Source organism: Pseudoalteromonas aliena, from assembly GCF_038155085.1.
GTDB lineage: Bacteria > Pseudomonadota > Gammaproteobacteria > Enterobacterales > Alteromonadaceae > Pseudoalteromonas > Pseudoalteromonas aliena_A.
The window spans coordinates 22,333-47,924 of sequence record NZ_JBAKAU010000024.1 but is presented as its reverse complement, the minus strand read 5'-3'; the positions used below and the strand labels follow the sequence as shown (position 1 = coordinate 47,924).

25 protein-coding genes are annotated in these 25,592 nt (G+C 38.7%); 4 read left to right on the top strand and 21 right to left on the bottom strand.

The features are described 5' to 3' along the window. Positions 1-246: 246 nt before the first annotated feature. The 13 genes from V6260_RS16890 to flgB all read right to left on the bottom strand — a co-directional run bounded on the left by V6260_RS16890 (position 247) and on the right by flgB (position 11,415). Positions 247-1,158 carry a flagellin gene (locus tag V6260_RS16890; RefSeq protein ID WP_341595284.1) on the bottom strand — a complete coding sequence of 304 codons (912 nt, stop codon included), beginning with the start codon at positions 1,156-1,158 and terminating at the stop codon, positions 247-249. A 298-nt stretch (positions 1,159-1,456) separates the two neighbouring features. Next, entirely contained in the window at positions 1,457-2,482 is a 1,026-nt protein-coding gene (locus V6260_RS16885; RefSeq protein WP_341595283.1) for a flagellin, read from the bottom strand. Positions 2,483-2,506: 24 nt separating this feature from the next. Continuing rightward, positions 2,507-3,403, bottom strand: a complete 897-nt coding sequence (gene flgL / locus V6260_RS16880; RefSeq protein ID WP_341595281.1) for a flagellar hook-associated protein FlgL — start codon at positions 3,401-3,403, stop codon at positions 2,507-2,509. Between the two features lie 11 nt (positions 3,404-3,414). Next, complete coding sequence (gene flgK, locus V6260_RS16875) at positions 3,415-4,722, bottom strand: flagellar hook-associated protein FlgK (RefSeq protein WP_341595279.1); 1,308 nt, start codon at positions 4,720-4,722, stop codon at positions 3,415-3,417. A gap of 7 nt (positions 4,723-4,729) precedes the next feature. Then, on the bottom strand, positions 4,730-5,197 hold the full coding sequence (locus V6260_RS16870; RefSeq protein ID WP_341595278.1) for a rod-binding protein: 468 nt from the start codon (positions 5,195-5,197) through the stop codon (positions 4,730-4,732). Between the two features lie 12 nt (positions 5,198-5,209). After that, positions 5,210-6,319, bottom strand: coding sequence for a flagellar basal body P-ring protein FlgI (locus V6260_RS16865; protein WP_341595276.1), 1,110 nt, complete (start codon positions 6,317-6,319; stop codon positions 5,210-5,212). A 17-nt stretch (positions 6,320-6,336) separates the two neighbouring features. Beyond that, a complete protein-coding gene (locus V6260_RS16860; RefSeq protein WP_341595273.1) occupies positions 6,337-7,056 on the bottom strand; it encodes a flagellar basal body L-ring protein FlgH in 720 nt (239 codons plus the stop codon). A gap of 2 nt (positions 7,057-7,058) precedes the next feature. Continuing rightward, positions 7,059-7,844 carry a flagellar basal-body rod protein FlgG gene (gene flgG, locus V6260_RS16855; RefSeq protein ID WP_341595271.1) on the bottom strand — a complete coding sequence of 262 codons (786 nt, stop codon included), beginning with the start codon at positions 7,842-7,844 and terminating at the stop codon, positions 7,059-7,061. A 14-nt stretch (positions 7,845-7,858) separates the two neighbouring features. Then, positions 7,859-8,590: a flagellar basal body rod protein FlgF gene (locus tag V6260_RS16850; RefSeq protein WP_341595269.1), complete on the bottom strand. Its 732-nt coding sequence runs from the start codon at positions 8,588-8,590 to the stop codon at positions 7,859-7,861. Positions 8,591-8,601: 11 nt separating this feature from the next. Further along, entirely contained in the window at positions 8,602-9,942 is a 1,341-nt protein-coding gene (locus V6260_RS16845; RefSeq protein ID WP_341595267.1) for a flagellar hook-basal body complex protein, read from the bottom strand. Between the two features lie 24 nt (positions 9,943-9,966). After that, on the bottom strand, positions 9,967-10,620 hold the full coding sequence (locus V6260_RS16840; RefSeq protein WP_341595265.1) for a flagellar hook assembly protein FlgD: 654 nt from the start codon (positions 10,618-10,620) through the stop codon (positions 9,967-9,969). Positions 10,621-10,624: 4 nt separating this feature from the next. Further along, a complete protein-coding gene (gene flgC / locus V6260_RS16835; protein ID WP_341595263.1) occupies positions 10,625-11,041 on the bottom strand; it encodes a flagellar basal body rod protein FlgC in 417 nt (138 codons plus the stop codon). Beyond that, positions 11,041-11,415, bottom strand: a complete 375-nt coding sequence (gene flgB, locus V6260_RS16830; RefSeq protein WP_341595260.1) for a flagellar basal body rod protein FlgB — start codon at positions 11,413-11,415, stop codon at positions 11,041-11,043. The genes flgC and flgB overlap by 1 nt, the downstream gene beginning before the upstream one ends. A gap of 107 nt (positions 11,416-11,522) precedes the next feature. Between flgB and flgA the strand changes: the two genes are divergently transcribed. The 4 genes from flgA to V6260_RS16810 all read left to right on the top strand — a co-directional run bounded on the left by flgA (position 11,523) and on the right by V6260_RS16810 (position 13,602). Continuing rightward, complete coding sequence (gene flgA, locus V6260_RS16825) at positions 11,523-12,284, top strand: flagellar basal body P-ring formation chaperone FlgA (protein ID WP_341595258.1); 762 nt, start codon at positions 11,523-11,525, stop codon at positions 12,282-12,284. Between the two features lie 99 nt (positions 12,285-12,383). After that, a complete protein-coding gene (flgM, locus tag V6260_RS16820) occupies positions 12,384-12,677 on the top strand; it encodes a flagellar biosynthesis anti-sigma factor FlgM (RefSeq protein ID WP_341595255.1) in 294 nt (97 codons plus the stop codon). After that, positions 12,677-13,105 (top strand): flagellar export chaperone FlgN, encoded by a 429-nt coding sequence (gene flgN / locus V6260_RS16815; RefSeq protein WP_341595254.1) that lies wholly within the window; start codon positions 12,677-12,679, stop codon positions 13,103-13,105. Before flgM ends, flgN begins: the two co-directional genes overlap by 1 nt. A 299-nt stretch (positions 13,106-13,404) precedes the next feature. After that, positions 13,405-13,602, top strand: coding sequence for a CsbD family protein (locus V6260_RS16810; RefSeq protein WP_002958133.1), 198 nt, complete (start codon positions 13,405-13,407; stop codon positions 13,600-13,602). A gap of 67 nt (positions 13,603-13,669) precedes the next feature. Here the strand turns inward: V6260_RS16810 and V6260_RS16805 are convergent, their stop codons facing one another. The 8 genes from V6260_RS16805 to V6260_RS16770 all read right to left on the bottom strand — a co-directional run bounded on the left by V6260_RS16805 (position 13,670) and on the right by V6260_RS16770 (position 25,441). Beyond that, complete coding sequence (locus V6260_RS16805) at positions 13,670-15,931, bottom strand: xanthine dehydrogenase family protein molybdopterin-binding subunit (protein ID WP_341595250.1); 2,262 nt, start codon at positions 15,929-15,931, stop codon at positions 13,670-13,672. Continuing rightward, a complete protein-coding gene (locus tag V6260_RS16800) occupies positions 15,928-16,425 on the bottom strand; it encodes a (2Fe-2S)-binding protein (RefSeq protein ID WP_341595249.1) in 498 nt (165 codons plus the stop codon). Before V6260_RS16800 ends, V6260_RS16805 begins: the two co-directional genes overlap by 4 nt. A 174-nt stretch (positions 16,426-16,599) precedes the next feature. Beyond that, positions 16,600-17,355, bottom strand: a complete 756-nt coding sequence (locus V6260_RS16795) for a hypothetical protein (RefSeq protein WP_341595247.1) — start codon at positions 17,353-17,355, stop codon at positions 16,600-16,602. Positions 17,356-17,487: 132 nt separating this feature from the next. Continuing rightward, positions 17,488-19,398, bottom strand: a complete 1,911-nt coding sequence (locus V6260_RS16790; protein ID WP_341595245.1) for a hypothetical protein — start codon at positions 19,396-19,398, stop codon at positions 17,488-17,490. Positions 19,399-19,604: 206 nt separating this feature from the next. Next, on the bottom strand, positions 19,605-20,504 hold the full coding sequence (locus tag V6260_RS16785; RefSeq protein WP_341595243.1) for an SIR2 family protein: 900 nt from the start codon (positions 20,502-20,504) through the stop codon (positions 19,605-19,607). A gap of 287 nt (positions 20,505-20,791) precedes the next feature. Continuing rightward, entirely contained in the window at positions 20,792-23,422 is a 2,631-nt protein-coding gene (gene metH / locus V6260_RS16780) for a methionine synthase (protein WP_341595242.1), read from the bottom strand. Between the two features lie 8 nt (positions 23,423-23,430). Beyond that, complete coding sequence (locus V6260_RS16775; protein WP_341595240.1) at positions 23,431-24,504, bottom strand: homocysteine S-methyltransferase family protein; 1,074 nt, start codon at positions 24,502-24,504, stop codon at positions 23,431-23,433. Continuing rightward, positions 24,494-25,441 (bottom strand): homoserine O-succinyltransferase, encoded by a 948-nt coding sequence (locus V6260_RS16770; RefSeq protein ID WP_341595238.1) that lies wholly within the window; start codon positions 25,439-25,441, stop codon positions 24,494-24,496. Before V6260_RS16770 ends, V6260_RS16775 begins: the two co-directional genes overlap by 11 nt. Between the last annotated feature and the right edge of the window lie 151 nt (positions 25,442-25,592).

Genomic DNA, 25,592 nt, shown 5'->3' with positions numbered 1-25,592 from the left:
ATTAAGAAAAAACTAAACTTTATTTTGATTATTTTAATAAATTTTAGTTTTGGCACATATATTTATACTAAAACCAAGTCGGAAAGGATGCTGTGAGCACAAGTAACTAAATAGCCACTCAGTCAACACCATTAAAGCACTCTATAAACAAAAACAGCCACACCAAAGGTGCAGCTGTTTTTATGTTTGCTCATTAGTTACTTATTAAGTGCTTATTAATAGCTTAAGTAACTTCTCGTTAAGCTACTAACGAAGTAATGAACCAATCATTTGTGTTGTGCTATTTGCTGTACTTAACACTGAAATACCTGAGTTCATTAACAACTGCTGTTTTGTCATATTAGACGTTTCAGCCGCAAAGTCAGCATCCATTAACGTAGATGATGCAGCTTGGGTGTTTTCTTTCATGTTCGTTACGTTGGTCATGGTATGCTCAAGACGATTCATTGACGCACCTAGTGATGAGCGAGCGCTACCAATAGTGCTGATAATTGTATCAACAAAACCGAGTTGCGCCTGGGCATCTGCAACATTCGCAATGTGGCCAGCCGTTGTTACTGGCGTAGCACCAGTAGTACCTGTTGCAACTCTAGTTGATGAACTAGTCATTGCAGCTTCGACAGCCGTTAAGTCAGATGAAACATTTACCGTTAATGTTTCAGCAGCACTTGAGCCAACTTGAAACTTAACATCACCGGCAGCAAATTTACCGTCGGCAGTTACTGGAGTTGTAGTTGCAGACCCTAATAATTTGGTTCCACCGAATGAAGTATTTTGCATTATACTCGTTAATTCTGCTGACAAAGCAGAGAATTCAGCACTTTGTGCGGCCCACTCAGCATCGCCATTCGCATCACTTGCACCTTGTGTTGCAAGCTCTTTCATGCGGTAAGCAATATTTGTCATCTCATCAAACGCGCCCTCTGCTGTTTGCATCATCGACATTGCATTAGCGCCGTTGTACAAACCCGCTTCTTGGCCTTTTACTTGTGCATTTAAGCGAGACGCTATTTGCAGACCTGCTGCATCATCTTTCGCTGAGTTGATTTTAAAACCAGAGCCTAAACGCTCAAGCGCCGTAGATAAGCTATCGTTACTACGCCCTAATTGGTTTTGAATTGACATTGACGCCATATTCGATTGAATTGATAAAGCCATGCTTAATTTCCTTTATGTTTTTTTAATACTATTTACACAAAAAGCATAAATAGCAGTGACTAATCATTTAGAGCGACCACATTAAGTAAAAACTAAACTTTATTCTGGATTTGTTTCTCAAACTTATAAATTGACGCTAGTAAATAAATTTATAAAAGAAGTTTAATTTAAATAGTAAGGAAGTAATAAAATTGAGGATGAAGATTAAAAGGTAGCTTTGTGTAAAATAACTATATTAGTAGGAAGTTAATATAGTTATTTTTAGACTTTTTCTTGTACTAGCCAAAACATAAATTAACTAGTTAAGTGAATACTGCACCATATTACGTGTTACGTTAGCCTGCGCCATAATAACGCTTACGCTATTAGCGCCAGCGCTCATCATTTGTTGTTTGGCATTACTGCTAACAGTCGTTAACTGCTCGCTATTATCCAGCGAGCTTGCTGTATCTAACTGCTGTAATTGAGCAAGTAATTGCTGCCTTTTAGCTTGCACTTTCATCAGGTTCGTTTTCAAGCTACGCTGCGCTGCTTGAATTTGATCTCTGTGCGCTTGAATTGACTCGTTTTTGCTGGCTATATCTGCTAACTCATTTAGTGGATTGCTCATTTCATTAAGCTGCAATGAAATTGGGTTTCCAGCTGCCACACGCACCCCTTGACCACTCATTATCCAAGGTTCAAGTAAAGGCCCAGCATTATCTTTTTGTGCACTAAAAAGTAAACGATTTTCTCGGCTTAACTCAACACTAATTTGATGCTGTGAAAAAGCACTTTGAATCGCATTAAAATTAGAGCGTTCATCTTGATTTGCCGGTAAAGTCAAATTTAACGACTTACCACTTCGGCCCATCATAAGGTGTATATTTTCTTCGTGAGGGCGTGCGCTTATAAGGTCTATATTAGCATTAAGCTGACGCGTAATAGGGCGTGTAGAGTCTGCAATTCTTAACTGAGAGTCAAGCCCTGACCCTTTTTTAGTTGCGGTGCTTTGTAAATTAGTAATTTGAGAATTAATACTACGTTGCTGCATTGCTTGAGGTTTACTGTTTGCAGCTTGTGTATTTAATTGTTGAGCTAATCTTTCAAGGCCCGTGTATAAACTACGAATTGTTGCTTCACTTTGCTCTACTTTTGCAAGTTCTTGGCTTAAAGTTCCGCGTATAGACCAGTGCGTTAATACTTGTACCTGCTCTTGTTTAGCAACAACCTTATTCTTCCAAAGATTAGCCGCTGTATCTTTTGATGATGTAACGACACCATTAGATTTAGCTGTATTAGCTGGCTCCAATGATTGAACTTTTTCGCTACTTTTGACGAGCATGGTTTATTCCTGAATATTATATATTTAAATATATGAAAACAAAGAAAGGTTACTCACACTTGAGTAAACTTGCATAGACGCCTCATAAGCCGCCATTGATTCATTCATTGATATAAATGCTTCTGGATAATCTACTGCACTCAAATCATCTCGAAGATTAACGGTAAATGTTTTTATATCTTCATTACTTGTTGTAATAGAGTCAAGTGATGCCATTGTTGCACCAATTGTAGTAACTTGACCGCTTATGGTACCTAAAAAATCGGCAAGCTTATCAATCATTACTCTCGATTGATTACCCACCCCGCCTGCTGGTGGGTTATTTACATCAACAAGGTAATCTTTCATTGCATTTAAGAAGCTTGCACCAGGGTCTAATGCATCACCTATAACATTATTAATTACACTAGAGTCATCAGAAACTGATACTTCTCGAATTAATGAATCACCACTATATACATAATTACCTGAAGCATCTAGCTGGAATGGTTTTTCGTCTGTTTTACTACCAGAAAAATAATATTTCCCATCACTATCTGTTGCGTTAAGTAAATCTACTATAGCTGGGAATGCAATACTCATATCTTGCCCTAGCGCTTTAATTTCAGCATCACCCATCGAGCCATCAGCAGCAGTGGTTATTAGGCTTTGTAATGAGTAAATTTGATTAACGATACCTGTTAATTGAACCTCTTGTTGCCCAAGAGAGTAATTAACCGCATTCATATTAGTTTTATATTGTTCTAATGAATCAATTTCTGAGCCTAAGTTCATTATCATTACTTTACCAAGAGGATCATCCGACGGCTTAAGGATTCTTTGGTTTGTAGCAAGCTGAACCGATTTATCGTTAAAATTACCAGAGTTAGTTTGAATATTTTGAATTGTATTAATATGGTATTGGTGGCTACTAACGCGCATTGGATTATCCTTTAAAACATTTGCAGTAAAGCATTAAACATTTGATCAGCTGTACTAATCACTTTAGCATTTGCGCTATACATTTGCTGAAAATGCATCAAGCTTGCGGCTTCTTCATCTAGATTCACACCACTGAGGCTATCTCTTGATGCAACAGCATTATCATTTAAGCTTGATGCAGTAGCGATGCTTGTTTGATTCTGCTTACTTGTAATAGCAAGGTCTCCAACAAGTAAGGTAAATTTGTCTCCTTTACCCGTCATAGCTGAAATAATATCTGCAATGTTAGAATTATCCCCAGGACCTGCTGCAATATTATCTTTAAATGCCAGCTCATCCTTACCTATATTAGGATTAATTGTTATGCTTCCTAAAGGGTTTGTCGCATTGTAGTTAAATAATGGTATACCGGGTGCGTCATTTAAATCAAAGCCAGCCGCAAGAGCTGAATTTACATCATCGGCTAAATCTTTAACTAAACTGTTTAAACTAGTTAATGTAGGCTGAATTACATCTTTGTCTGCGCTTATTAGGCCACCAAAATGCCCCCCTACGTTTTCATCAAGTTTAAATTCTTGTCCTAAAAAGTTACTGCTTATATCTGTACCACTTACCGTTATTGACGCCCCTTTTGAACCTATAACTAAAGGTGCACCACTTAATGTACTTACATCTATTAGACCAGAACTTCGCTCAACAATTGAAACTCCAATATGCTGAGATAATTCATTAACTAACCTTTCTCTATTGTCTTTTAACTCTGCACTGGGCTTATTATTCGCGAGCGCTTGCCCTATGCTTGCGTTAACTTCTGCTATTTGCTTAGTTAAAGATGTTACATTTAGCGCAACATTGCTCATTTCAGAGCTTAACTTATCTAGCTGTCCGTCTAATGCACCATTTATTTGAGCGAAATCTTGTATTAACCCTTCAGTGGCTGACAAAAATTGCTGGCGATACGCATCAGAATCTGGGGTAGTCGAGGCTGCGTTTAATGCATTTGTTAAAGCCGAAATAGAAGTATTTAAATTAAGCGAATCAGTCCCAACTATTTGTTCAATAAAACCCAAATAGGTTTGTTTATTTTCATAATAAGATAAATCAGAATTTGTACGCCAAATATCATTATTTAAAAAATCATCAACAATTCGGTCTACCGATGTAACTTCTACGCCACCCAGTGCAACACCAGTTGTTTTAAATTGCGCAGCTTGTCGTGAATAACCTTCAACGGCTGCGTTTGAAACATTTTGTCCTGCAACTGTAAGCGCTACATTTGCGGCATTAAGACCGCTTAATGCATTATTTAACATCGACATAATTTAACTACCTAATAGTAATAACATTCAATGGCTGAATAAACGATGCCCCACTGTAAATATCGTTTCGTTGGGCAGGCTCAACACTTTCACCATCCTTATAAGAGGTACTAGCGACCGTTTCTACATCTTTCTTAAATGTATTTTCAATTGGTGCTATTTTTTCGTCGAATTGTCTAATAATTGCTTCAGCTAAACCTAATTGATTAGTTGATGCTAAGTGCTGTGCAGTTTGTGCATCGTGCATATCTCTAAATTGAGCTTGCTCTTTAGAATTAAAAAAGCCATTTTCCCCAGACATAGTCTCCGTTGCGCTATTCATGCTTTTTAAAACAAGCTGTAAGAATATTGCTTCGAATTGTTCTGCAGCTTGCTTAACACTTTCACTTTGTGAACTATTTTTAGTTATGCTTTCTACATTTTTTGGGTCTATAGCCAATGATTGCGAAAGAAATTGTGGAGTCTCTATTTTCATTATTGTATTCCGTTAAATAACTAAAAGTTCAGCTTCAAGTGCACCGGCATTATCTAAAGCAATTAATATAGACATTAGTTCAGCAGGCGTAGCACCAAGAGCATTTACGGCTTTAACTATTTCATCTAAAGAGGTACCTTCAGGCCACAAAAGCATATTTTTTTGTTGTTGATCTACACTAATATCACTGGCTTGAGTTTTTGTAGTTTGCCCGTTAGCAAATGCACCAGGTTGTGACACACCTTCTTGCTCACTAATAGTAATAGTTAAATTACCGTGATTAACAGCCGCTTTGTGCACTCTCACTGTATCATTCATAACAACAGTACCCGTGCGGCTATTAAATACAATTTTAGGGCGCTCAGTTCCTTCTTCTACAACGATATCCTGCAACATCGACATAAACGTATTTCGACTATTTGGATCGCTCGGAGCACTTACTACTAAACGCCCCCAGTTTTCGGCTGTTGCCACCTCTGGACCAAATACTTTATTTATTGCTTTTACTACATTACGAGCTGTTTGATAATTTGGTGATTTTAGATTTAATACTACATCTGACTGAGTTTTAAACATATCCATCACGCTACGCTCGATAATAGCACCGTTTGGAATAAGGCCTGAGGTAGGAACATTTACAGTTACTGAAGAACCATCATTACCACTGGCGTTTATACCACCTACAACCAAGTTACCTTGTGCTAACGCATACACTTTTCCATCAACACCTTTTAAAGGTGTTAACATTAAGCTCCCTCCGTGCAAACTTTTAGCATCACCTAAAGAGTTAACCGTAACATCTATTGACTGGCCAGGACTCCCCATAGGCGGTAACGTTGCATGTACAGCAACAGCTGCAATGTTTTTAGATTTTGGAAGGCTTTTCTCATCTACCGACACACCAAATTGCTTAAGCATATTACTCAAAGACTGCCCTGCAAACTTTACTTGTGCCTTATCGCCTGAACCTGGTAAGCCAACGACTAAGCCGTATCCTACAAGTTGATTTTCGCGCACGCCAAGTACATCAACCATATCTAATAATGGTCTTGCTTTGGCTGCATAGGTATATTGTGGTACTAAGCCAACTAAGGTCATAAGTACCAATAAAAAATATTTCATTAAAGCCTCAGTTATCACTAGAATGGGTTTAAGAATCGAGTAAACAATGTCGTAAACCAACCAGGTCTATTTGCATCAGCGAGAGTTCCACTTCCAGTGTAGCTAATTTGAGCTTCAGCAATACGTAAAGAAGATATTCTATTACTAACATCTATATCTTCAGGACGAACCAAGCCTTCAATCTCTATATATTCATCACCTTGGTTAAGCTTTATTTGCTTGCGCCCACGGATCACTAATGAATTGTTAGATAGCACATGCTCAACTCTGACGGTAATAGACCCGCTCAAGAAGTTTTGCTGGCTTGCACTGCTTTCACCATCAAAAGAACTACTAGACCCAACACCTAAATTAAAGTCATCTACAGTAAGGTTGCCTGCAAGAGGAACCCCTACATCAAAATCTGTACTTTTATCTAAACTTGAATCAGCGCTTTTACTTGATTGAGTTCGCTCATTTAAAACTACAGTTAAAATGTCGCCAACTCTGTATGCGCGTTTATCTGCATAAAGAGAAAACATATAGTTGTCTTGAAATAGGCTGCCATCTTGATGGTTTAGCCCTTCTTGGTAGGCATCTTGGCTTATTTCATAATCTTGACGAGTTTTCTTTTGCGAATCTTCAGGACACTTAACTTCGCCGTAAACAATTTCACATTGAACAAATTGCCTATTACTAGGTGCATTACTACACCCAGTAATTAACAATAACAATATAATACAAGCTAACTTATTCATAATTATACGTTTTGGTTGATAAAGCGCAGCATTTCATCAGCCGCTGAAACAACTTTAGCATTCATTTCATAAGCACGTTGTACTGCAATCATGCTTACCATTTCATCAACAACACTGACGTTTGAACCCTCAATTGTAAACTGCTGTAAACCACCAAACGCTTCTTCACCAGGAATACCTTCAACAGGCTCACCAGAAGCTGCTGTTTCACGGTATAAGTTACCACCTAAGCTTTGTAAACCAGCAGGGTTTGCAAAATTAACAGTTAGTAACTGCCCCAGTTCAACAGGTTGAGCATCTTTACCTACAATAGCGGTAACAGTACCATCAGTACCGATACTTACTTTTGTTGTCCCATCTGGTAGTGCAATATTTTGTGCTAAAGGAAGGCCATTAGTATTAACAAGTAATGACTCTGAGTTAAGCTGAAACTGACCATTGCGCGTGTATAAAAGTTCACCGTCTGGGTTTTCTATTTGGAAAAAACCTTGACCAGCTATTGCTACATCTAATTGGTTGCTCGTTGTTTCGAAGCTACCTTCAGTAAACTCTTTTTGAGTACCGTTAATTCTAACACCGGTACCTACTTGAATTCCTGATGGCAGCTGGTTTAAATCATCTGCTTGAGCACCAGGCTGCTTTTGTACTTGATAAAATAAATCTTCAAACACCGCTCGGTCTTTTTTAAAGCCAGCAGTACTTACGTTAGCTAAATTATTAGAAATTGTTGTCATTCTTAAGTCTTGAGCTGCAAGACCCGTTTTACTTACCCATAATGCTGAATTCATAATTAACTCCCTTTTTATGCTTGTCCACTAATAAGTTTATTGCCGCTTGTTGCTAGTTCATCAGCTGATTTCATCATTTTTACGTTCATTTCAAATTGGCGACTTATATTCATCGTTTTTATCATTTCAGCTACGGCATTTACATTAGAGCCTTCAAGAGCTCCTGTTCTTACTTTTATAGTGGCATCGGCTTCAAGTAACTGTAAATCTGGACTTCTTAATAATCCATCAGGGCCTTTAATTAAATTCCCATCAGTGCTTGATAGTTTAATACGTGCATCTTCAGCAATTACACCGCCACCAACTGGGGTTAAGTTAATAATGCCATCAGGGCCGATTTCAATTTCACCAAATTCAGGTAATTGAATATCACCACCATCACCTTGTAAGCGACGACCATTTACAGTTACAAAGCCATCTGCATCAACCACGAGATTACCCGCACGCGTATAAGCTGGATTTCCGTTGTCGTCCATTACTTCTAGATAACCACCTTCACTAAGTGCAATATCTAAATTACGACCAGTATCCATAATAGGGCCTGATGATAAATCAGTTGTCACTGGTGTTAATTGAGCCTGGTATCGTGTACGAAAACCATTGCCAACTACCATCATCGACTGAGCTTGTTCCATGTCAGCTTTAAAGCCAGTTGTACTTACGTTTGCTAAATTATTAGCAGCAACCCGTAGAGCGGTATTGTTTAGCTCAGCACCAGAAACAGCGGTATAAATTAACTTTTCCACAACATGCTTCCTTAAGTATTACTAAACAAAATTTGCATCATTTCATCAGCACTGCTGATTGTTTTCGCATTCGCTTGGTAATTTTGCTGAAACGACATTAGACCAACTAGTTGCTCACTGATATCCACATTCGAGCCCATAAATGAACCTGAAAGCAACTTACCTAAAGAACCACTATCTGGCTCACCATAAAGTGCATTACCAGACTCTTCTGTTTGGTACCAAACTGTATTACTTCCTTGCTCTAAACCATCTACGTTAGCAAATGAAGCTAAAACAACTTGCCCTTGTAATTTTGACTCACCATTGGTAAAGGTCGCAAATACTTTGCCATCATCTCCAACGGTTACTCCCGAAAATGCACCTGATGTATAACCATCAGCATCATTTTGATTTACACTAAAGCTTGAGCCAAATTGAGTTGTACCATCAAACTTTAAAGTTATAGCTAAAGCGGCTGCACCAGTACTTATTTCAGCATTTGTTGTTGCTGTAGCACCTGCTACACCCACTGCCAAATTAACGGCTGTTACATCTGGCGCTGTAGTGTAAGGAACCATTTGACCATTTGTATCAAACTCAATAGTCAATGTGCCTGCAGAAACAGCGGTGCCCGTACCATCGTCAACGTCTTGCGAGCCAATAGTTGCACCTGTGGCAGTTAAATCACCTGCAGTTAACGGTTTACCATCAAGGAAGAACATTGCTTCCCAAACATTGCTTCCAGTATGGTTAAAATACTGAGTCATTACATGGCTGTTACCTAATGAGTCAAATACCTCAGTTGATTGAGAGAAGTTATACTGACTACCATCTGTTGGGTCAAACAGGGTTGGGGCTGTAGGGTATGCGATTACATCACTCGCCGAGCTTAAGTTACCGTTAAAGTTAATTTCGGTACTTGCTTTTGCTTCAATATTTGAGGCTTCAATTTTTAAGTCTGTTAATACACCCGCTACAATTGTAGGATCGCCGCCGGCTACTTCAGATGTACCAAAACCTTGTAGCTTGGCACCATTGGCATTAACAATATTTAAATCATTATCAAGGATAAACTGGCCAGCCTGCGTGTAAGCCGTTCTGCCATTTTCTGATACAGCAAAAAAACCTTGTCCATCAATAGCTATATCAAGAGAATTACCTGTACGAACAATTTCACCGCCCGTTACAAAATCTTCTTTAATGTTTGCAACTTTAACGCCACCACGTTGACCGCCGTTATAAACCGCAGCAAATTCTGCAGTATTATTTTTATACCCGGCAGTACCTGAGTTTGCGATGTTGTTACTTGTTACTTCTAAGCCTGTTTGAGTACTTTTTAGGCCACTAAGACCAATATTAAACATAGACATAGTATTTATTCCTTATTTAATTATTTATGCCAGTTGATTGATTTCAGTAAGACTAAAATTACCTAAGCCATCGACTTGTAATAGGATATCTTCCGGTGTTTCACCAACAGATACGCGTTCAACGCTACCACTTAGCCATGTATCAAGCTGTTTCGAAACACCTTGAGTTGTTGAATAAGCTCTAACTGCATAACCACCTGCATTTTGATTTTCAAACTCAAAACGCAGTGCGCCAACACCTGAATAAGGCAAATTTTTCTCTTCTACCAGTTCACCGTTTTGGTCATAAAGCTGCACAGTTACTGAATCAGCTGCTGTATCTAAATTAACCAAACCAGCAACATTGCCATCTTGTTCTAATGCAACACTGTTTGCTTGTACATCGACAGATTCACCAACCATTTTGGTTGCCTCTAGTACAGCTAAACTACTCATGTAATCCAAACTCTGAGTTGTATTTTGTCTTATACCTTGAAGTGACTCTACATTGGAAAACTCAGCAAGTTGGCTAACATAAGCTGTTCCATCCATCGGTTCTAAAGGGTTTTGGTTACTAATTTGAGCAACCAACAATTCCAAAAACATCGTAGACATTTCTTCAGATGAGCTATTTCCAGATATATTTGAGGTACCGTTAACAACATCTTGCGCATTTTGATTAGTTGTATCCACTTGCATTTTATTATTGTCCTAATTTGAGAATACTTTGTTGCATGCTGTTAACACGTCCCATTACCTCAACCGAGGTTTGATAACTTCGACTAGCAGACATCATATCGGCCATTTCTTCTAATACGTTTACGTTAGAGTAAAAAACATAACCATCATCATTTGCAATAGGGTTATTTGGCTCATAACGCTGTTCAACCGTTCTATTTGATTCAGTAATGCCTAAAACATCAACAGACGCAGAAATAGACTGTCCGTCTTGTGTTTGCTTATATAAAGCAGAAAACACAGGCTTAAGTGCTTTATAGGCATCAGCTTCTGAACCTGCCGCTGTATCTGCATTTGCAAGATTTGAAGCAATCGTATCCAAGCGTATTACTTGCGCACGCATAGCACTTCCGCTCGCATCATAAATAGAGTTAAAAGACATTACACTTCCCCTTTGATTACTTTATACAAACCATTAATTTTCATATTTAGAAAAGTCATGCTGGTTTGAAAATCCATACTATTATTTGCAAATTTAGCTTGTTCAATATTTAGCTCAACAGTATTACCATCAGCGGATGGTTGGTACGGTACTCGATATTTTAGTTCTTCTAATTGAGTCCCTGTAAAGTCAACATCTCGATTTTGCGAAATACTTGATGAGACACCATTCATGATTTGACGATAATCCACATCTCGAGATTTAAATCCCGGTGTATCTACGTTAGCCAAGTTACTTGCTATTATCTCAGCGCGATCTAACCTTAGCTGCATTGAGTATGGGTGAACTCCCAATGCTTTATCGAATAGTTCCATTGTTGCCTCTACTTTTTGATTCTTGTATGCTCACTCGTTCACATACTTCTATCTATAGCAGCAGTCAATACAAGCTTTATGCCAACTTTAAATAAAGAAATAAACCAATGAGTTACTCGATAAAAACAAACTTCCCAGCAAAGTGGGCGGAAGACAAACTTCCTCAAGGGAAGCTTCATCGCTTCCGCTTCATCCTCATCTTGTCACTTTTCAGTACTCAGGCATTTGCTAGTAAAGTTAATTTTGAAGAAAAAATAAATACCTACTTACAAAAAGAAATTGATTCATATTTAGCAACAATAAGTTCAAGTAATCAGAAACAAGAAATAGAGCTATTTATTCCAAGGGGTAGTAAGAACTTAAGCTGTGATGACTTACAGATAAGCCGCTCAAAAAAAGATACTCCCCCAGCAGGAAGAATAAGTCTTTCGGTAGAATGTAGCAGCCCTAAATGGCGTTTTAGAGCAAGTGCTAAAATAAAATTATGGGTAAGGCTTGTTGCCGCTAAACGTAATATAAGCCGAGGGGAGGTACTTACTGCAGATCTTTTGGAATATAAAAGTGCTGATATAGGCAAGCACTTGCACTCAGTTGAAGCCCATATAAACAAGTTAATCGGAATGACTGTTAAGCGTGAAGTAAGCAAAAATGATATAATCTCCCGCAGGTACCTAGAAAACAAGCAATTAGTGAATAAAGATGAATATGTTTTATTACAAGTTAATACTGCAAGTTTTTCAGCTAATGTAAAAGCTATTGCACTACAAGATGGACAACTAGGTGAAATAATAAAAGTTAAAAACCTTTCATCTGACAAAGTCGTTCAAGGAAGAGTTATAGATGTAAGGGTTGTAGAAGCAATTTTATAAAAATAATTTATAAAAAAGTTAAGTTTAGAGGATTCTTAGTCGCTATCTTTGTTTATGCAGGTATTTAGTAGCCTCAAACATATAAATGAGTAACCCATAATGAATATTACGAACACACCAACAACACAAGTAGAGCAAATAAATAAATTGAACTCGCGTTCTTCTGCTCTAAATACTCAAGAACAAAAAACACATTCAGTATCAGTTCCAGAAAAAAGTACAAATGAAGTGAGCGAACTAAGTAAGTCTATAGATTCTACTTTTGAAAACTTAGCATCACAACCAGATGTAGACATGGATATGGTAGCTCAGGTTAAATCAGCTATTGCTAATGGTGAATTTAAAATAGATATTGATGCTACAGTTAACGCCCTTATCGAGCTACATAAATAATGAAAGTTAATACAGTAAAAGAGTACATAGTTAGCTTAAAGCACGATATAAAAAAGTTAGACTCTTTAATTATGTTTCTTGAAGCACAGTACGAGTTATTAAGTAGACGAGATGAGAAGCTTAAAGAACACAATGATAAAATGCTTGAGCTATTAAGCAGCCTCAATGACTCGCATAACCAACGTGATAACTTTTTAATTAGTTTAGGTCTTCCTAGTGGAAAAGAAGGTTTAATGCAGTTAAAAGAAAAATTACCTAGTGATGTAAAAAGTATTACAATAAAACTATTACAAGAACTCGAGATAAAAACTAAAACTTGTAAAATGATGAATGAGAGATCAGGCCAATTACTTTCAAGTCAACGCAGGCTAGTACAACGTTTAACTGGCGGCGAAAACAAACAAGCTTATCCAGAAATGCAATTATAAGATTACCTATTCTTATAAATGCCCGTTCTGGATATTCTCGTAGATTTATATCAAAAACATTTTCTTATACTTTCCACCATATTACTCTTTGTAACTCTTAATGCTTGAATAAAAGCTTTCCTGCAATAATTACAAATCGCCGTGTATATTTTTTAATAAAAACTATTCATTAAAGAAACCCACACTTAGAAACCTAAGTAACCTATTGTTATATAAGAAATTAAATACCATCTACACGTTGGTACACACCTTGCTCCTTTTATACTGAACGTTAATTAAATCTAAGTAAGGAGAAACTTATGAACAGCGATCGTATGAAAGGTAATTGGAACGAACTTAAAGGTAAGGCTCAACAAAAATGGGGCGATCTTACTGACGACGATTTAGACAAAATTGAAGGTAGCCGTACAGAGCTAGTGGGTAAAATCCAGCAGCAGTACGGTAAATCTAAAGAAGAAGCAGAGCGTGAAGTAGATGAGTTTGAAAAAACTCACTAATCGCTAACTTCTAAAAAAACCGCCTTTTGGCGGTTTTTTTTGTTTAACGGCTAAAAAAGGACTTTATTTATGCTTTTAATTGGTTACCTATAGGCAGTTGCCTAATACGCTTACCACAAGCGGCAAAAATAGCGTTACACAAGGCAGGAGCGTAAACCGGTGTTGCTGGCTCGCCTACGCCTGCTGGTGGCGCATCGCTTTGTATTATTTCGACTTCTACCTCTAGTGGTGAGTCGCTCATACGCGGTACGCGGTAATCATGAAAATTGCTTTGCTGCACGCGGCCTTTATCAAAAGTAATACCATTGCTGATTGCAGTTGTAATACCATAAATAGAGCCACCTTGGGTTTGATTTTTAACAGTATCGGTATTTACAACCGTACCCGCATCAATAGCAACCCACGATTTAATTACTTTTAAATCGCCAGCATCCGACACTTCTACTTCAACTACCGTTGCCACATACGTTAAAAAGCTGCGGTGCGCTGCAATACCTAACCCGCGACCTTTTGGAAGTTTTCGGCCCCATTTGCTTATATCAGCTACTTTTTCAATAACATGACGTAACTTACCAATATCTAATGGGTAAACATCTTTATCGCCGCCATAGTTATCGTACGTCGCATTTTGCTCGGTTACATCCAATATGCGATCAGGGCCTATGGTTTCGAGTAAATAGTCTTTTTGGTCGCGCCCAGCTTTGTGCGCCGCTTCAGCAATAAACGACTGAATAGCAAAGGCATGAAAAATATTTGATACCGAGCGCATCCAACCTACTCTAGTTTTAGCGGGTGCTTCGCCATTTTCTAGCTTTAAGTTAGGTGAGTTTATAGGGTTATCAGTAAAGCCTAAGCGCAGCTCAAAGCCTGCTGGCGACGTTGCCCCTTCTTGAAACGTAGATACAATTGGCGAAAACGCCGTACGATGTAAATAAGCTTCTATGTTACCTTTTTCATCTAATGACGCTTCAATATGTTGAGCCGATACCGCATGATAAAAGCTATGTTGAATATCATCCTCTCGCGTCCATTGTACGCGTATAGGTTTACCTACTTTCATTGAAATAAAAGCAGCTTCCGCTGAAAAATCAGGCTTTGATTTACGCCCAAAACCACCACCTAACATGGTTACATGCACGTTAATTTGGCTCTCTTGCATACCAAGTAACGCAGCTACGGTTTTCATATCTGCTTGTGGATTTTGTGTTGCAGCCCAAATGTCAACGCGGTCTTTATGATACATCGCCGTAGCACAAGGTGGTTCCATTGGTGCTTGAGCTAGGTGCGGCGCATAGTAGTCAGCTACTAACTTATTGCTCGATTTAGCCAATATATTGGTGGTATCGCCTATTTCGCGCACATGCGCTTGCGGCTCATTCACTGTTTGCAATAACGACTTTTTAAAGTTCTCTGAATTATAATCGCCATTTTTACCATCATCCCACACCACTTTTAGTGCTTTACGCGCCTGCCATGCAGCCCAAGTATTTTTAGCAACAATAGCAATACCGCCTTTTGGCTGAAATTGCGGCGCACCTTTTGGTACAGGCATTTCAATAACATCAACTACGCCATTAATTGCTTTAGCGGCGTTGGCATCAAACGATTTAACCACACCACCTACTACCGGCGGGCGCTCAATAATAGCCACCAGCGCTTTTGGTTCGCGTACATCGGCAGCAAATGTGGCTTTACCGGTTACTAAATCGGTTAAATCTATGTGCGCCATACCGGTATTTATATAACGCCATTCTTTGCGTGTTTTGAGTGTTAGCTTATCAATTTCTGGTGGCGTTATTGTAAGCGCTAAGTCGATTAAATCTTTATAAGTAAGCGTTTTCCCTGAGCTGTGGGTAACCATGTGCTGATTAGCTGTACAGGTATGTGGCTCAACTTTCCAATACTTAGCGGCAGCATGCTGCATCATGTAGCGTACGCTTGCGCCCATTTCGCGAAGGCGCTGCATGTTGTAGCGGATACTGCGCGAGCCATCGGTATTTTGATCCCCGTATTTAGGGTCGCCCTTACCTTGAATAACCACTACTTTATCCCACGCAGCTTCCATTTCGTCTGCCACAATTTGAGCAATGGCTGTACGAATTTGCTGGCCCATTTCAGAGCGGTGGCAGGTTATTTCAACCATGCCATCGGGGCGCAATGCTATAAATAAGTTAGCACGTTTTGCTTGCTCAGACGGTTGCTCTAACACGCCTGCAAACGCTTTTGAAGCACTGCCTACAAAATAAGTGCCTAATACTAATGCGCCTATTGCGCTGGTTTTTAAAAATTGGCGGCGGTTTAGGTCAAAGTACGTATTGTCGTTTTTCATACTTCTTCCCCTTGTTCATTTGGGTCAAAATATTCAACGCCCGCAATGGTTTTAGCCGCCGACTTAATCGCTTTATGGATACGCGGATACGTGCCACAACGACAAATATTGCCCGACATATTACTCACTATTTCATCATCAGTTGGGTTGGGGTTAGCTGCTAATAAGCTCGCTGCTTGCATAATTTGCCCGCACTGACAAAACCCACATTGCGGCACTTTGTGCTCAACCCACGCTTTTTGCACTGGATGATCGCCCTGCTCGCTTAGCCCTTCAATAGAGGTAATATTGCGCCCGACCACAGCCGATACCGGTAATACACACGAGCGCTGCGCTACGCCATCAATATGTATGGTGCATGCACCACACTGCGCCATACCACAGCCAAACTTAGGCCCCGTTAAATTTAATTCATCTCGCAGGTACCACAAAACGGGCGTTGACGGGTCGCCAGAAAACTCATGCTTATTACCATTAATGGTAAGGGTGATCATATTAGACTCCTTGCAAAGCGCTTTACAGGAAGACTCCTTATAGCGCGTGGACGGTTTTAATTTACTTACTACTTTTTAGCCTACCACTTAGAACTATTTTATTAAAATACTAATTACTAGAACGTTTGGTACTAAAAAACATTACTCATTATTAAGTAAGTTGCTAATACTAAATTAAATAGCGCTTATAACATCTTCAGATAAAACCCGTTGATCGTCTTTGTAAACTTCAACCCAGCCTGGCGGTGATGTATCACAACCAATAATGGTTACATGTAACACATAACTGTAACGTCCATTTTTAAACGTATAGTGATGATTCCCGCCGCTACCCTCAAAGGTAATATCACCGTTTAATAAAACCATATCGGGCTTATCGCTAATCTTTTTATCAATACTCCACACTGTATACCGAAAATTATGCTCGTCTAAATCATCAACACTAATATGGTAATTAGCTGTTTTCCAATTGAGTATTGGTTTTTTAAAAGTATTAACACTTGAATGGAGTGATTGCTTGTCTTGATCAATTAAGCGTTTAGCAAATGCTTGCTCTTTAACATTTTGAGTATTTACAGTTATAATTTTGCCTTCTGTATCTACCCACATAATACCGTTATATAGCATAATACCGCGCCAACCAACTTTATCCCAATCGGTATCAATGTTTGAACTAGCAATAACTGCCACTAGCTCATCATTAAATACTTCATCAAAGCGGTTAATAAACTCGGCTTCATTTTTAATGTCAGGTATGGGATATCGTCGTTTTAGCGGGTAGCGAATAAGTGCTGCAATCGCAGTTTTATCATGCGCTTTAAAAGCAGCAATAACAGGTGAAACGAACTCGTGATATTTTTGCTCTAGCGCAAATGTGTTCGATGTAAAAAGTAGAGATAGGAGCACCGTTACGTGATCTAAAAACTTCATTGCAGTCCTTTATTTAAGTACGCAACTTATAAATAGATAATAAACTTTGCGCTCCAAAAAGAGTAAAAACTTAAAATATTTACGATTTATAAAAAGAGACTATAACATGTACTTTTTTGAATTTACTCATAACTAAGCAGAAGAATTGCTTAGCAGAGGCATATTGTTTGAAGCATCCAACTTGTTGAATAGTTCTTTGTATTTTAATTCATTTTCAACATCTGAATTAAGCTTCCAAACTATCGCACTTTGAAAAAATATAAGTACTATAATATCTTCGTTTTTCCTATATTCAGCTATTGACCAAAGTACACTATGACAACGACTGAACAAGCTATCGAATTTTTGCCTGAACAAATAATTATAAATATTGATAAGCTTTTCTACATCAGAATCTTTAACTTTTTCTAAATTATTGCTTCTAACTAAAACTTCATGCTTATATATCAATGCTCGACAAATATTATAAGCGCTATTATCACTACTAATAACTTCATCTAATAAGTTTATTTTATCAATTGAATTTCTATCGTTGCTCAACGTAAATAAGATGTTGTTTGCTAAAGTATTGTAACCAAGCTTCCTAGCTTTTTTCTCTTGCTTTTCCAATGCTTTCAATCTTCTATTATATTCTTTTTCATTAGTAAGAATAACATCGGAAATTATGTATGCTGCCGAGTTTTTATGGTATTTACTCTTATTACTCTTAGAAAACTTTATTGCTTCTTTTGTATTCTCGGAGTCTAAAATATGTAACTTTTCCATGTATATAGATTCAAGTGTGCTTTTGTCTGTTTCAGGGCATTGCTTCTCGCTCATTTCTAAATATCGTCTTGCTTCTTCTAGGTCAGATTTCATGCGATAAGCATGCGCAACTTGATAATAATACAAGTACATTTTTTCAGAGTCAGCTCTACTAACAACACTAACTAGATTATCGAATGCTGAGATAGTTTCATTAAATCTAGATGTGTTGCTTAGAATATATACATATCCCCTTGCTATATGTAGTAGTTTATTAAGCTTTCTCCTATTAAGCTCAATAAAATTTTCTGACACACTTTTAATTTCAAGGTTATTGATACTTTCTTGGATACCTAGTTTCAATATTGTGCTCGTATTATCTTCTTCAGTGTTATAACCACGATCGTAAATCTTACGATTTATAGAACTCAAATTAAAACCACTTTTTGTTTCTTTAACCGTAACCTTTAGATAAGCACTTGCAATTTCATATTGCTCTTTCAGCTCCATTTTAGCTAGTACATAATCTTTAATTATTGGATTGATCCTAACAATTGTTGTTGTTTGGTCTATGTAAACGGTCGTTGCAAGCTCAAGCTGTATGAGTTCCTTGGTATTTTTTGGACTGAACTTTATCCCCATTTTATCTTTTCTTAAATTACTCAACGTTTCACCATTCTTTAAAATTGATAGTATTTTCAACATCTTAAAGGTTAGCTTTTTATTGGGATCTTCTATAATTAATTCTAGTTGCTTCAAGGTTGTGCTAGAGATTGCCTCTGAGTGGAAAATATCATCAAATATATCATGCTGAGATAAGACTTCATGAGCAGAGCTACTTTCTAAAAAGTAAATTATCTGCTCAAGCTTCATTAAAACTCCCTCAGATTTTTCATATATCTGATTTATTTCATTAGTAGTAAAGCGCTCTCTGCCAAACTCATCACTAAGAATTATTTCAGTTTCATGCAAAGTGATTTCATTTAATTGAACTCTAATTTTATTGAATTGCTTTATTCTAATACTTGATGAAAAAATAAAAAATGTGTTCTTACAGATATCTTTGAACATTTGGGGGAAGTTAAGTAAATATAAAAGGGTCTCTTCATCAGCGTTACCTCTAATCTTATCGAAGATAATAAAGTGGACAGTGTCTGGCTCTGAACTTAATAAATAAATTAACTTACTTAAGTAATGGCCAGTATCCGTTTTAACTTTTTCATCTATTTGTTTCTTTGATATAACATCAGATAAATTTACTTTTAAACATTTTACTTCTATATCCTTGACTGTACTCATTATTGACGAGATGAAGCCATAGACACCAGAGCCAAGCGCAGACTCTAGAAATAGTGACTTATTATCATTCAGAAATGTGATGGACTTCTGTCTAGCTTTGTCCCTGATTTTTTTATAACATCCTTTTTCTTCAATCAGATAATAGTTGATATCATCTTGTTTTTTCTTATCTAAATTTTTATCTAAATTTTTATCTAAATTTTTATCTACTTTTTTTTTTGGCTTAAACTTTTCTCAATTAATAAATTGGAAAAAATATTATTACAATCAATCCCTTTGAAAAATTGAATCCTATCACGGTTAATTGCTGGAGTTAACGGAACTATTATGTTCTTTGACTCTCGATCAATTACTCCGCTATCATTTTGATAAAAACACCAGGCTAAATTATATTCTTCCTCAACGTCATTAACGATATTCGTTAGGGTTCTAGTGAAGCTATCAAGCCATCCGCTATATGCCATAACAACAACGTTTTCTTTAGCAATGCAATTGCGCAAAGATGCTTCAATTTTATTTCTTTGAGCCTGCAATTGGTTTTTTGTATGCATCGTATCGCCTTTATCCCAGACGCCATGCAAATGAATTATATTGATGAACCCATTACTATTTTCGTTAATATTAGAATCGCCAACAATACTAATGCTGTTATAATTGATACCTTCATTTTTGAATTGTTCTTCAATCAAAGTATCAAAGTTTGTTGTAATAATGTTTTTAACTTTTATTTTTTCTTTTTTAATGCAGCTTACAAAATCCTGAATTGCTTTAGGGATTCTATGCATCTTAGCTACATCGTCATAATTTTTCATTACTACACGATTTACAATTTCTTTAGTAGAGGAAGCTCCCATTATTCCCGAAAAAAAGGCGAATGACTCTTGATATCGTTCCTTTTCATCAACAGCTCCAATATGCTCTTTATAATCTTCAAGTAAATCAAGTTCTGTCGCATAGGCCTCAATTATTTCAGTGACTTGAGATACGTTAGGGATCCCAGCGCCGTCCTTAATTGCACTTAAAGCAGAACCAAAGAGAAATGTAGTCTCTTCATTCTTTATTAGCCGCTTAGAAAAAATTTTTTCGTTATAGTAATTCAATTCCATTTACTTACCTACTACATTATGTTTATAACTATTATAAACATTTTAATTAAAAAGAAAACCAGATAAAAACAATGTATCTATGGTAAAAATCTGATTTTAATACTATTTTCAATTTAATTTAAAACTAGTTTAAGGTTCAATCACTAGAAAAAAAAACACTGATTTGATAGCTCCTTATTTGCTGAACTATTAATTAAAATAAAAAAACGAGCCTAATTAGGCTCGTTTTTCTTTTACTGATAGCTGACAGCTAAAAACTGACCGCTTCGCTATTTAACCACTTCGCTCTATTCCGGCTCATACCCCAAATTAGGCGATAGCCATCTTTCTGCCTCTGCGAGCGTCATATTGGTTCGCTTGGCGTAATCTTCTACCTGATCCTTTTGCACTGCGGCCACGGCGTAGTATTTAGCCTCTGGGTGTGAGAAGTACCAGCCCGAAACCGCAGCACCCGGCCACATGGCGTATGAGCTGGTGAGCTGCATACCAATGCGTTTTTCGGTATCGAGCAATTGCCAAATTTTCTTTTTCTCAGTGTGCTCTGGGCACGCTGGGTAACCTGGCGCTGGGCGAATACCTTGGTAGTTTTCGCGAATTAGCTCATCGTTACCGAGGTTTTCATCGGGTGCATATCCCCAATACTCTTTACGCACTTGTTCATGTAGGTATTCGGCAAAGGCTTCTGCGAGCCTATCGGCAACCGCTTTTACCATTATTTTATTATAGTCGTCTTGCTGTGCGTCGAACGCGTCTGCTAAGTCGTCTTCTTCTAAACCGCCCGTTACGGCAAACGCACCAAAGTAATCAGGTGTGCCTTTTGGCGCAATGTAGTCGGCCAAGCAATAGTTAGCAAAGTCGGTTTTTTCGGTTTGCTGGCGTAAATGGCACGAGGTGTTTAACAGCTCTTTGCGGGTTTCGTCGGTGTATATTTCTATGTCGTCCCCAACGCGGTTTGCAGGGAATAAACCAATTACACCTAAAGGTTGCAAAGCACCTGACTTTTCAAGCTCGTCGAGCATGTCGTTAGCGTCTTTAAATAAGCTTTGCGCTTGCTCGCCTACAACTTCATCGTCCATTATGCGCGGGTATTTACCGGCAATTGACCACGTCATAAAGTATGGCGTCCAATCTATGTATTTACGCAAAGTGGCAATTGATACATTTTTAAACTCAGTCACGCCCAGCTTTTTAGGTACTGGTGGCGTGTAGTTATCCCAATCAAGCTTGGCTGCGTTATCGCGTGCGCGCTGGATTGTAACAGGCTTAGAACGTGGTTTTTTGCGCGCTTGTTGCTCGCGCACTTTTACGTACTCAGCTTTAGTTTTTTCTAAAAAGGCTGGTTTTAGCTCTTTAGATAATAAGCTCGATACTACGCCCACTGCACGGCTTGCGTTATTTACATACACGACGCCTTTGTCGTACTGAGGCTCAATTTTAACTGCAGTATGCGCTTTAGAGGTCGTTGCGCCGCCAATCATAAGGGGTAATTCAAAGCCTCGGCGGGTCATTTCTTTGGCTACGTGTACCATTTCATCTAGCGATGGGGTAATTAAACCCGAAAGGCCGATTATATCGGCTTTTTCGTCGATAGCTGTTTGCAGTATTTTTTCGGCGGGTACCATTACGCCTAAGTCGATTACTTCGTAGTTATTACATTGCAGTACTACACCTACAATGTTTTTACCTATGTCGTGCACGTCGCCTTTTACGGTGGCCATAACCACTTTACCGTTAGTGGCGCCTTCTTCTTTTTCAGCTTCTATGAATGGGTCTAGGTAGGCCACTGCTCGCTTCATTACACGGGCTGATTTAACAACTTGCGGTAAAAACATTTTACCTGCGCCAAATAAATCCCCTACCACGTTCATGCCATCCATGAGTGGCCCTTCAATTACGTGAATAGGTTTATCGGCAGCAGCGCGGCACTCTTCCGTGTCTTCATCTATAAAGGTAGTTATACCTTTAACAAGCGCGTGTTCTAGGCGTTTTTCAACAGGCCATGTACGCCATTCTAAATCTTCTACGCGCTCAGCTTGTGCCATACCCGAAAACTTAGGGGCTATTTCTACAAGGCGTTCACCTGCACCTGGGTCGGTGTTAAGTATTACATCTTCTACGGCTTTACGAAGTTCCTCAGGAATATCGTCGTAAACAGCAAGTTGGCCTGCGTTTACAATGCCCATGTCCATGCCCGCTTTTATCGCGTGGTATAAAAACACCGAGTGAATGGCTTCACGTACGGGGTTATTGCCCCTAAACGAAAACGATACATTAGACACCCCGCCCGACACTTTACAATGCGGTAAGTTTTGTTTAATGCGGCGTGTACCTTCAATAAATTCTACTGCGTAGTTGTCGTGCTCTTCTATACCGGTGGCTACGGCAAATATATTAGGGTCGAAAATTATATCTTCCGGCGGGAAGCCAATCTCTTCTACTAATATTTTGTAGCTGCGCGCACATATTTCATATTTTCTATCGGCGGTGTCGGCTTGGCCGTCTGTATCAAACGCCATAACAACAGCAGCTGCACCAAAGCGTTTAATAATTTTAGCTTGGCGTTTAAATGGCTCTTCGCCCTCTTTAAGCGATATTGAGTTAACAATAGCCTTGCCTTGAATACACTTTAAGCCTGCTTCTATTACTTCCCATTTAGAGGAGTCGACCATAATAGGCACTTTAGAAATATCAGGCTCTGAGGCAATTAAGTTTAAAAACTTAACCATGGCCGCTTTTGAGTCCAACATGGCTTCGTCCATGTTTATATCAATAACTTGTGCGCCGTTTTCTACTTGCTCGCGGGCAACGGTAAGCGCCGCTTCATAGTCTTCTTCCATGATTAAGCGTTTAAACATGGCAGAGCCAGTTACGTTGGTACGCTCGCCAACATTGGTAAATACTGCAATTTGCTGTGTCATATTGGCTCCTAGTTTAAGTTACAGGCTTCAAGGCCTGATAAACGCATGCGTACTTCAAGCTCTGGTAATGCGCGAGGCTTTACGCCTTCAAGGCCTTTGGCAAACGCACGAATATGTGCAGGCGTTGTACCACAGCAACCACCCACAATATTTATAAAGCCCGACTTGCCCCAATCTATAATCTCGGCGGCCATGTCCTCTGCTTCTAGGTCATACTCACCAAACTCATTTGGTAAACCGGCATTGGGGTGCACTGAGGTAAATGTTTCACATACGCGCGAAAGCTCTTCTACGTATTGGCGCAGTAAGTCGGGGCCAAGGGCACAATTAAGGCCAATTGAAATAGGCTTAATATGGCGAATAGAGTTATAAAATGCCTCGGTTGTTTGCCCCGAAAGCGTACGGCCTGACGCATCAGTAATGGTGCCCGAGATCATTACAGGTAATGTGCGCCCTGCTTGCTCAAAGGCCTCTTCTACTGCGAATGAAGCGGCTTTTGCATTTAGGGTGTCGAATATGGTTTCAATAAGTATTAAATCAGCGCCACCTTCCATTAATGCAAGGGTAGACTCTACATACGCAGTAACGAGCTTATCAAACGTTACATTACGATAGCCTGGGTCGTTTACATCTGGCGAAATAGAACAGGTTTTTGATGTTGGCCCTAACACACCCGCTACATAGCGTGGTTTTTCTGGATTTTTAGCGGTGAACTCATCACATATAGCGCGCGCGAGTTTAGCTGACTCAAAGTTTACTTCACGGCTTATGCTGGCCATGTCGTAATCTTCCATTGAAATAGTGGTTGAGTTAAAGGTATTGGTTTCAATGATATCCGCGCCGGCGGCTAAAAAGCTGCGGTGTATGTCGGCAATGAGTTCAGGCTTGGTAAGGCTTAGTAGATCGTTATTGCCTTTTATTAGCACGTGCCAGTCTTTAAAGCGCTCACTTCGGTAATCTTCTTCTTCAAGCTTGTGAGTTTGGATCATAGTGCCCATTGCACCATCTAAAATTAAAATACGCTGTTTTAGCGCAGCGCTTAATTCGCTTTGCTTATTATTGGTAGGCACGTTATTCGGCATAGTTGTTAGTCCTCACATCTTGGCTAACTAAATTAATATCATAAGGTGTGGTTTGGTACACGTAGTAATTTAACCAGTTCGAAAAAAGCAAAAAGGCATGGCTTTGCCACGTTTTTGACGGCTTTTTACTTGCATCGTTATCTGGAAAATAGTTTTCGGGTTTTGGCGCATCAGGACTTTTTTGTAAATCGCGCTCGTACTCTGCTTTTAGCGTGTCAGCATCGTATTCTGGGTGGCCGGTTATAAACACTTGGCTGCCCGACTTATTTTTCATTAAGTATGCGCCTACTTTTTCAGAGCCTGCCAGCACTACTATATCGTCGCAGGCATTAATTTTATTTATATCTATGTGGCCATAGCGTGAGTGCGGCACTAAAAAGGTGTCGTCGAAGCCACGAGTTAATGCACCGTGGTCAAAATAACACTGGTGGGTAAACACGCCACATAGTTTATCTTCTTTCAAATCACGCTTTAAGTTGTAACGATGATAAAGCGCTGCATGCGCCGCCCAGCACGAAAATAACGTAGAGGTAACGTGCTGCTCAGCCCAATCAATAATAACTTTTAGCTCGTCCCAGTAGGCTACATCGTCGTATTCGAGATGCGCTAGTGGTGCTCCGGTAACGATCAATGCATCGTAGTTATTGTCTTTCACTTCTGAAAAATAGCGATAAAAAGTATCTAGGTGTTCTTCAGAGTTGCTACTACTGCGGTGAGTGTCGAGGCGCAGTAGCTCTACATTTACTTGCAAAGGAGAATTGGCAAGCAAACGAATAAACTGTACTTCGGTTTCTACTTTATTAGGCATTAAATTTAAAATAGCCAAACGCATTGGACGTATTTCTTGCGTTTTTGCACGAGTTTTAGGTATTACAAATACGTTTTCTTTACGTAAGCGTGCAATAGCGGGTAACTCGTCTTTTACTGTAATTGGCATATTTTTACTCCTACTCATAAAAACCGAAAGTTATTACGCTCTCATTATGAACAGAATGCCAAAAATATCAACCTCTAGATGTATAGATGTCTAAATGAAATTTATTCATTATTTTTCAAGTTTTACTAAAGTTATTGATGAGGAGGGAATG

Excerpts from the sequence above, each read along its gene's own strand:
- flgK (WP_341595279.1), bottom strand. The coding sequence starts at position 4,722 with ATGTCGATGTTAAATAATGCATTAAGCGGTCTTAATGCCGCAAATGTA.
- flgC (WP_341595263.1), bottom strand. The coding sequence starts at position 11,041 with ATGTCTTTTAACTCTATTTATGATGCGAGCGGAAGTGCTATGCGTGCG.
- flgN (WP_341595254.1), top strand. The coding sequence starts at position 12,677 with ATGAAAGTTAATACAGTAAAAGAGTACATAGTTAGCTTAAAGCACGAT.
- V6260_RS16845 (WP_341595267.1), bottom strand. The coding sequence starts at position 9,942 with ATGTCTATGTTTAATATTGGTCTTAGTGGCCTAAAAAGTACTCAAACA.
- flgG (WP_341595271.1), bottom strand. The coding sequence starts at position 7,844 with ATGAATTCAGCATTATGGGTAAGTAAAACGGGTCTTGCAGCTCAAGAC.
- V6260_RS16770 (WP_341595238.1), bottom strand. The coding sequence starts at position 25,441 with ATGCCAATTACAGTAAAAGACGAGTTACCCGCTATTGCACGCTTACGT.
- V6260_RS16775 (WP_341595240.1), bottom strand. The coding sequence starts at position 24,504 with ATGCCGAATAACGTGCCTACCAATAATAAGCAAAGCGAATTAAGCGCT.
- V6260_RS16790 (WP_341595245.1), bottom strand. The coding sequence starts at position 19,398 with ATGAGTACAGTCAAGGATATAGAAGTAAAATGTTTAAAAGTAAATTTA.
- V6260_RS16785 (WP_341595243.1), bottom strand. The coding sequence starts at position 20,504 with ATGGAATTGAATTACTATAACGAAAAAATTTTTTCTAAGCGGCTAATA.
- V6260_RS16805 (WP_341595250.1), bottom strand. The coding sequence starts at position 15,931 with ATGAAAAACGACAATACGTACTTTGACCTAAACCGCCGCCAATTTTTA.
- metH (WP_341595242.1), bottom strand. The coding sequence starts at position 23,422 with ATGACACAGCAAATTGCAGTATTTACCAATGTTGGCGAGCGTACCAAC.
- flgM (WP_341595255.1), top strand. The coding sequence starts at position 12,384 with ATGAATATTACGAACACACCAACAACACAAGTAGAGCAAATAAATAAA.
- flgA (WP_341595258.1), top strand. The coding sequence starts at position 11,523 with ATGAGTTACTCGATAAAAACAAACTTCCCAGCAAAGTGGGCGGAAGAC.
- V6260_RS16800 (WP_341595249.1), bottom strand. The coding sequence starts at position 16,425 with ATGATCACCCTTACCATTAATGGTAATAAGCATGAGTTTTCTGGCGAC.
- V6260_RS16890 (WP_341595284.1), bottom strand. The coding sequence starts at position 1,158 with ATGGCTTTATCAATTCAATCGAATATGGCGTCAATGTCAATTCAAAAC.
- V6260_RS16810 (WP_002958133.1), top strand. The coding sequence starts at position 13,405 with ATGAACAGCGATCGTATGAAAGGTAATTGGAACGAACTTAAAGGTAAG.
- V6260_RS16860 (WP_341595273.1), bottom strand. The coding sequence starts at position 7,056 with ATGAATAAGTTAGCTTGTATTATATTGTTATTGTTAATTACTGGGTGT.
- V6260_RS16840 (WP_341595265.1), bottom strand. The coding sequence starts at position 10,620 with ATGCAAGTGGATACAACTAATCAAAATGCGCAAGATGTTGTTAACGGT.
- V6260_RS16885 (WP_341595283.1), bottom strand. The coding sequence starts at position 2,482 with ATGCTCGTCAAAAGTAGCGAAAAAGTTCAATCATTGGAGCCAGCTAAT.
- V6260_RS16870 (WP_341595278.1), bottom strand. The coding sequence starts at position 5,197 with ATGAAAATAGAGACTCCACAATTTCTTTCGCAATCATTGGCTATAGAC.
- V6260_RS16795 (WP_341595247.1), bottom strand. The coding sequence starts at position 17,355 with ATGAAGTTTTTAGATCACGTAACGGTGCTCCTATCTCTACTTTTTACA.
- flgL (WP_341595281.1), bottom strand. The coding sequence starts at position 3,403 with ATGCGCGTTAGTAGCCACCAATACCATATTAATACAATTCAAAATATT.
- flgB (WP_341595260.1), bottom strand. The coding sequence starts at position 11,415 with ATGGAACTATTCGATAAAGCATTGGGAGTTCACCCATACTCAATGCAG.
- V6260_RS16865 (WP_341595276.1), bottom strand. The coding sequence starts at position 6,319 with ATGAAATATTTTTTATTGGTACTTATGACCTTAGTTGGCTTAGTACCA.